This is a genomic window from Roseateles sp. P5_B10 (genome assembly GCF_056400485.1).
In genome coordinates this window covers 1-2,152 of the sequence record NZ_JBFULE010000864.1, presented here as the reverse complement: position 1 = coordinate 2,152, position 2,152 = coordinate 1, and the positions used below count along the sequence as shown (strand labels likewise).

Sequence of the window (2,152 nt, the reverse complement as noted above, 5' to 3'; positions counted from 1 at the left end):
AACCAGGGACCTACGGATTAACAGTCCGGCGCTCTACCGACTGAGCTATCGAGGAACAGAGCCCGTGACTATAGCAGTTCTTTCGGGGGCCTCAGAGCCGGACCTCGAGACTCGTGCGGAAAGTCCGCGGTGCGAGCGGGTAGAGGTAGCTGTGCTCGAACTGCCACGGCGACTCGCGCCAGGCACGGCGGTTGGTCAGGTTGTCGACGGCCACGCGCCAGATCCAGGTCTGGTTGCCCACGCCCTGCATGTAGCGCAGGCCCGCATCGGCCACAGTCCACGCCGGCACCGCGATGCTGTTGTCGGGCGTGGCGAAGCGGCTGCCCTCGTGGCGCAAGCCAAGCTGGGCTTGCAGGCCAGGCAACAGGTCCTGGCGCACGTGGGCCTTGAGCGTGGTCTCCGGCACATTGGGTGGCAGCAGGCCGTTGAGGCTGGCGTCGGCGCTGCCTTGGCGGCGCGCCTGCAAGCGCATGGCGCTGGCGAACAGGCCGCCGCCGCTCCACTTCAGATCGGCGCTGGCTTCCACGCCGCGATGGCGGGCATAGCCGTCGGCGCGGCGCTCGCAGCTGTTGTCGGCGCTGCATTCCGTGAAGCCGGGCAGCACGATGTCGCGCCACGCGGGGCGGCGGATGTCGAAGACGGTCAGCGAGCCTTCGACGCGCTGTGTGCCGGTCTTCAGCCCGATTTCCGTCTGGCGGCTCTTCAGCGCGGGCAGCGCCTGGCCGGCATTGACGAAGCGCTTGCGGTTGGGCGCCACTTCGCTTTCGATGCCCTGGCCCCAGCTCGCGTAGAGCAGCCAGTCGCTGGCGATGGCGTGGCTGAGCGCGATCCAGGGCGTGGTGACGCCCTGTGAGTAGTCGGTCGCACGCGAGCCGTCGGTTCGCACGCTCTCGCGATGCAGGCGGGTGTGGCGCAAGCCCAGCCACGCGCTGGTGTCGGCGCTCAGGGCGACGCGGTCGCGCAGGTAGAGCTCGTTGCTGCGCTCGTCGCGGTTGGTGTTCTCGTCCGTCAGATCCGGCGCGGCGGGCGTCACGGCGCTGCCGTCGACGTTGCCGGTGCCCGCGTAGTTGTAGGCCTGGCGCTGGAAGCGGCTCTTGAACTGGCTGCTCAGTCCACCGACGGTGAGGTCATGGCGCAGGCCGGCGAGCTGCACGGGGCCGCTGGCGGAGATGTCCAGCGCCGTCGTGTCGCGGTGCTCGTTCTCGCTGCGGAAGTCGTAGAGGTCGTAGCTGCCGTCCGGGCAGAAGCGGTCGGCGTAGTAATCGCCATTGGCGTCGCTACAGCCGTAGGCATAGGCTAGGCGGTCGTCGGTGCGCAGGCGTTGGATGCCCAGCGCCGCCTGGGCGCGCCATTCACCGGCCAGCTTCTGCTGCACGCGCAGCGAGGCGTGCGTGTTGTCGAAGACGACGGGCAGGCTCCAGGGCTGGTTGTTCAGGTTCAGGTTGGGGTCGACGCTCTTGGCGTCGGGCAGGCGGTTGCCGAGCAGGCTGAAGCCCTGCTGGCTGGGCTGGCTCTGGCGGTTGAATTCGACCTCGGCCTCGACGAGGGTGTCGGGGCTGATGCGCCAGTCGGTGGCCAGCGCGGCAGTGTGCGAGCGGCCCTTGCTGTCACGCAGCGTCGGGTCCAGGTGGGCCGCGGCGAGGTTGACGCGCACGCCGAACTCGCGGTTGGCGCCGAAGCGCTGCGAGTGGTCAACGCTGGCCTGCACCGAGCCGCCCTGGATGGCTTCGAGCATCAGCGCCGTGCCGTCTTCGGCGAGCGGGCGCTTGACGACGAAGTTGACGATGCCGGCCGGCGAACTGGTGCCGGCCTGCATGCCGGAGCTGCCCTTCAGCACCTCGATGCCGGACTTGTTGACCAGCGACAGCGCGGTCTCGCCCGTGATGGGCAGGCCGTCGCGGCGCAGGTTGAAGCGGTTGTCGAGATCGAAGCCGCGGATCTTGAGCTGCGACCAGTAGCCGACGGCGTTGTAGGCGTCGGAGATGGAAGCGTCGAGCTTGGTGATGCCCGAGAGCTGGCTGATGCCGAGGTCATCCAGCCGCTCCGCCGACAGGCTCAGCGCTTGCATCGGCAACTTGGCYGGCGGGTCGTTGAAGCCGGACAGGCTGGGCACGGCCTCGGTGGCTTTGCCCGAGACGCTGACTTGGGGCAG

The 2,152-nt window shown here is 68.9% G+C and carries 1 protein-coding gene; it reads right to left on the bottom strand.

Annotation, left to right across the window (positions count from 1 at the left end):
* Positions 1 to 91: 91 nt before the first annotated feature.
* On the bottom strand, positions 92 to 2,152 hold a 2,061-nt coding region (locus AC1DU6_RS28610; RefSeq protein ID WP_477861274.1), incomplete at its 5' end, for a TonB-dependent siderophore receptor.